Here is a 5,505-nt window from a genome sequence, read left to right on the forward strand (position 1 = left end):
TAAGAGCCTGGCGGTGACCTACTTTCGCATGCGAGAAGCACACTATCATTGGCGCAGATTCGTTTCACGGCCCTGTTCGAGATGGGAAGGGGTGGGTCCAAATCGCTATGGCCGCCAGACATAACCGGTGGCGTGAGCATATGAGCTCAGCGCATAAAGCATGGGTGCGTTAGCACACTGCTTTAACAAACTGGAAGAAGTAAAGATTCGGTATTCTTGATTGCAACGCTTTAGAGCGACCTTGCTTTTGCTGTTGACGTTACTTTTTACATTTCACGTTTCACTTTTTACAGTGCTTAGCTCAAGTTTCAAGGTTATAGGATCAAGCCGCACGAGCAATTAGTATCGGTCAGCTTAACGCATTACTGCGCTTCCACATCCGACCTATCAACGTCCTGGTCTTGAACGACTCTTTAGGGGGGTTAAACCCCCGGGAAGTCTCATCTCGAGGCGAGTTTCACGCTTAGATGCTTTCAGCGTTTATCTCTTCCGGATTTAGCTACCCGGCTATGCCATTGGCATGACAACCGGTCCACCAGAGATCCGTCCACTCCGGTCCTCTCGTACTAGGAGCAGGTCCCCTCAAACTTCCAACGCCCACGGCAGATAGGGACCAAACTGTCTCACGACGTTTTAAACCCAGCTCACGTACCACTTTAAATGGCGAACAGCCATACCCTTGGGACCGGCTACAGCCCCAGGATGTGATGAGCCGACATCGAGGTGCCAAACTCCCCCGTCGATATGAACTCTTGGGAGGAATCAGCCTGTTATCCCCAGAGTACCTTTTATCCGTTGAGCGATGGCCCTTCCATACAGAACCACCGGATCACTATGACCTGCTTTCGCACCTGCTCGACCTGTCCGTCTCGCAGTCAAGCAACCTTATGCCATTGCACTATCAGTACGATTTCCGACCGTACCTAGGTTACCTTCGCACTCCTCCGTTACTCTTTGGGAGGAGACCGCCCCAGTCAAACTGCCCACCATGCACGGTCCCCGATCCAGATAATGGACCTAGGTTAGAACCTCAACAACATCAGGGTGGTATTTCAAGGTTGGCTCCACGCGATCTGGCGACCACGCTTCAATGCCTCCCACCTATCCTACACAAATCTTGTCAAAGTCCAATGCAAAGCTACAGTAAAGGTTCATGGGGTCTTTCCGTCTAGCCGCGGGTAGATTGCATCTTCACAAACATTTCAACTTCGCTGAGTCCCGAGAGGAGACAGTGTGGCCATCGTTACGCCATTCGTGCGGGTCGGAACTTACCCGACAAGGAATTTCGCTACCTTAGGACCGTTATAGTTACGGCCGCCGTTTACCGGGGCTTCGATCAAGAGCTTGCACCCCATCACTTAACCTTCCGGCACCGGGCAGGCGTCACACCGTATACGTCCACTTTCGTGTTTGCACAGTGCTGTGTTTTTATTAAACAGTCGCAGCCACCTTTTCACTGCAACCCCATCGAGCTTCGAGAGCAAGTCTCTACACTCTACCGGGGCGCACCTTCTCCCGAAGTTACGGTGCTAATTTGCCGAGTTCCTTCTCCCGGGTTCTCTCAAGCGCCTTAGAATTCTCATCCTGCCCACCTGTGTCGGTTTGCGGTACGGTCCCAATGTAACTGAAGCTTAGTGGCTTTTCTTGGAAGCTTGGTATCAATCACTTCAGCACCGAAGTGCCTCGTCGTCACGCCTCAGTCTTAACCTCCCGGATTTGCCTAAGAGATCAACCTACACGCTTAAACCACCTATTCCAACAGATGGCTGACCTAACCTTCTCCGTCCCCACATCGCATTACATTGAGGTACAGGAATATTAACCTGTTTCCCATCAGCTACGCATCTCTGCCTCACCTTAGGGGCCGACTCACCCTGCGCCGATGAACGTTGCGCAGGAAACCTTGGGCTTTCGGCGAGCGGGCCTTTCACCCGCTTTATCGCTACTCATGTCAGCATTCGCACTTCTGATACCTCCAGCATTCCTCACAGAACACCTTCGCAGGCCTACAGAACGCTCTCCTACCATGCATATAAATATGCATCCGCAGCTTCGGTTACGTGCTTAGCCCCGTTACATCTTCCGCGCAGGACGACTCGACTAGTGAGCTATTACGCTTTCTTTAAAGGATGGCTGCTTCTAAGCCAACCTCCTAGCTGTCTATGCCTTCCCACTTCGTTTTCCACTTAGCACGTCATTAGGGACCTTAGCTGGCGGTCTGGGTTGTTTCCCTCTTGACCACGGACGTTAGCACCCATGGTCTGTCTCCCGTAATTGCACTTCTCGGTATTCGGAGTTTGCAATGGTTTGGTAAGTTCTTATGAACCCCCTAGCCATAACAGTGCTCTACCCCCAAGAGTGATATACGAGGCACTACCTAAATAGTTTTCGGAGAGAACCAGCTATTTCCAAGTTTGTTTAGCCTTTCACCCCTATCCACAGCTCATCCCCTAACTTTTCAACGTTAGTGGGTTCGGACCTCCAGTACCTGTTACGGCACCTTCATCCTGGCCATGGATAGATCACTTGGTTTCGGGTCTACACCCAGCAACTGAACGCCCTATTCGGACTCGCTTTCGCTACGCCTCCCCTATCGGTTAAGCTTGCTACTGAATGTAAGTCGCTGACCCATTATACAAAAGGTACGCAGTCACGGAACAAGTCCGCTCCCACTGTTTGTATGCATACGGTTTCAGGATCTATTTCACTCCCCTCCCGGGGTTCTTTTCGCCTTTCCCTCACGGTACTGGTTCACTATCGGTCGATTACGAGTATTTAGCCTTGGAGGATGGTCCCCCCATGTTCAGACAGGATTTCACGTGTCCCGCCCTACTTGTCGTTACCCTAGTTCCACACACGGGATTTCGTATACGGGGCTATCACCCGCTATGGCCGGACTTTCCATTCCGTTCTACTATCGCATGTGCTAAAAATAACAGGCTTTTCCGGTTTCGCTCGCCACTACTTCCGGAATCTCGGTTGATTTCTTTTCCTTGAGCTACTTAGATGTTTCAGTTCACTCAGTTCGCCACCATATCCCTATGTATTCAGGATAGGTTACCCTTGCGGGTGGGTTTCCCCATTCGGACATGTCCGGATCAAAGCTTGTTTGCCAGCTCCCCGAACCTTTACGCAGGCTACCACGTCCTTCATCGCCTGTAATCGCCAAGGCATCCACCATATGCACTTATTCACTTGATCCTATAACGTTAAAACCTGAGCCCTTTTAAACTCAAATTCCATGATGCATGAGACATCCGTTACAAGTTTCTAAAGCACTACATCCACCTAACCCCAAGCAGAATTAGATGAACTTGAGTTAACCGTCTTATTACCAACCTGATCAGAGAATCAAGTCAGAACTTAACGCGTCAAAACATTTCGATTTTGCAATCAATTACTACCCAATTTGAACACGCAGAACCTCATCACAAAGTTCCTGTGTTCTCTTTACTTCTTCCATTTTGTTAAAGAACAGTCCAGCTTAAAAAAGCCAGAAGCAAACCCTGTTTCAATCTTGCCAAACAAGACTTGCTTCTAACTTCTGCATCAATTCATGGTGGAGGATGACGGGATCGAACCGACGACCCCCTGCTTGCAAAGCAGGTGCTCTCCCAGCTGAGCTAATCCCCCATCGACTACACAATCTGGTGGGTCTGGTTGGGCTCGAACCAACGACCCCCGCGTTATCAACACGGTGCTCTAACCAGCTGAGCTACAGACCCGAATCAGGCCATTCCTTGATGCGCTCTTTGAACAACTGATAAGTGTGAATGCTTGCAGCATTCGCGATTCTCTAGAAAGGAGGTGATCCAGCCGCACCTTCCGATACGGCTACCTTGTTACGACTTCACCCCAGTCATGAATCCCACCGTGGTAAGCGCCCTCCTTACGGTTAGGCTACCTACTTCTGGTGAAACCCACTCCCATGGTGTGACGGGCGGTGTGTACAAGGCCCGGGAACGTATTCACCGCGACATGCTGATCCGCGATTACTAGCGATTCCGACTTCATGCAGTCGAGTTGCAGACTGCAATCCGGACTACGATCGGCTTTCTGGGATTGGCTCCCCCTCGCGGGTTGGCAACCCTCTGTACCGACCATTGTATTACGTGTGAAGCCCTGGCCATAAGGGCCATGAGGACTTGACGTCATCCCCACCTTCCTCCGGTTTGTCACCGGCAGTCCCAATAAAGTGCCCAACTAAATGATGGCAATTATTGGCAAGGGTTGCGCTCGTTGCGGGACTTAACCCAACATCTCACGACACGAGCTGACGACAGCCATGCAGCACCTGTGTTACGGCTCTCTTTCGAGCACCAATCCATCTCTGGAAAGTTCCGTACATGTCAAGGCCAGGTAAGGTTTTTCGCGTTGCATCGAATTAATCCACATAATCCACCGCTTGTGCGGGCCCCCGTCAATTCCTTTGAGTTTTAATCTTGCGACCGTACTCCCCAGGCGGTCTACTTCACGCGTTAGCTGCGTTACTAATGGATTTTACTCCACCAACAACTAGTAGACATCGTTTAGGGCGTGGACTACCAGGGTATCTAATCCTGTTTGCTCCCCACGCTTTCGAGCATGAGCGTCAGTATTAGGCCAGGAGGCTGCCTTCGCCATCGGTATTCCTCCACATCTCTACGCATTTCACTGCTACACGTGGAATTCTACCTCCCTCTCCTATACTCTAGCTCTGTAGTTTCAAACGCAGTTCCCAGGTTGAGCCCGGGGATTTCACATCTGACTTGCAGAACCGCCTGCGCTCGCTTTACGCCCAGTAATTCCGATTAACGCTCGCACCCTACGTATTACCGCGGCTGCTGGCACGTAGTTAGCCGGTGCTTCTTATCAAGGTACCGTCATAATCACTCTTTATTAAAAAGTAATCTTTCTTCCCTTGCGAAAGAGCTTTACAACCCGAAGGCCTTCTTCACTCACGCGGAATGGCTGGATCAGGCTTTCGCCCATTGTCCAAAATTCCCCACTGCTGCCTCCCGTAGGAGTCTGGACCGTGTCTCAGTTCCAGTGTGGCTGGTCGTCCTCTCAGACCAGCTACTGATCGTCGCCTTGGTGAGCCTTTACCTCACCAACTAGCTAATCAGATATCGGCCGCTCCATTAGCGTGAGGCCTTGCGGTCCCCCACTTTCCCCCTCAGGGCGTATGCGGTATTAGCGAATCTTTCGACTCGTTATCCCCCACTATTGGATACGTTCCGATATATTACTCACCCGTTCGCCACTAACTTAAGGAGCAAGCCCCTTAAGCCCGTTCGACTTGCATGTGTAAAGCATTCCGCCAGCGTTCAATCTGAGCCAGGATCAAACTCTTCAGTTTAATTCCCAACTATTACTTTTTCCTCTTACGAGGTGGTATTTCGCTTTGGCTTAAATTCTCAAATGAATCTTAGGTGCGTCGGCTCCAGTCATTGCTGACCAGAGCGATTTACAAAGTTTCATTCAAGGTATAAGCACTTGTATCTTGAGTGTCATCCGTCTGCAATC

General features: G+C 50.6%; 2 tRNA genes and 3 rRNA genes. All 5 read right to left on the minus strand.

What is annotated here, in order from left to right:
* Window positions 1-5: 5 nt before the first annotated feature.
* Window positions 6-119 (minus strand): 5S ribosomal RNA (rrf, locus tag ED236_RS12215).
* Between the two features lie 199 nt (window positions 120-318).
* Window positions 319-3,201 (minus strand): 23S ribosomal RNA (locus ED236_RS12220).
* Window positions 3,202-3,557: 356 nt separating this feature from the next.
* Window positions 3,558-3,633, minus strand: a tRNA-Ala gene (locus ED236_RS12225).
* Between the two features lie 15 nt (window positions 3,634-3,648).
* A tRNA-Ile gene (locus ED236_RS12230) sits at window positions 3,649-3,725 on the minus strand.
* A 75-nt stretch (window positions 3,726-3,800) separates the two neighbouring features.
* Window positions 3,801-5,338: ribosomal RNA gene (locus tag ED236_RS12235) — 16S ribosomal RNA — on the minus strand.
* The 16S, 23S and 5S rRNA genes sit together here with 2 tRNA genes alongside, the layout of an rRNA operon.
* Window positions 5,339-5,505 lie beyond the last annotated feature (167 nt).

Source organism: Pseudomethylobacillus aquaticus, from assembly GCF_003730115.1.
Taxonomy (GTDB): domain Bacteria; phylum Pseudomonadota; class Gammaproteobacteria; order Burkholderiales; family Methylophilaceae; genus Pseudomethylobacillus; species Pseudomethylobacillus aquaticus.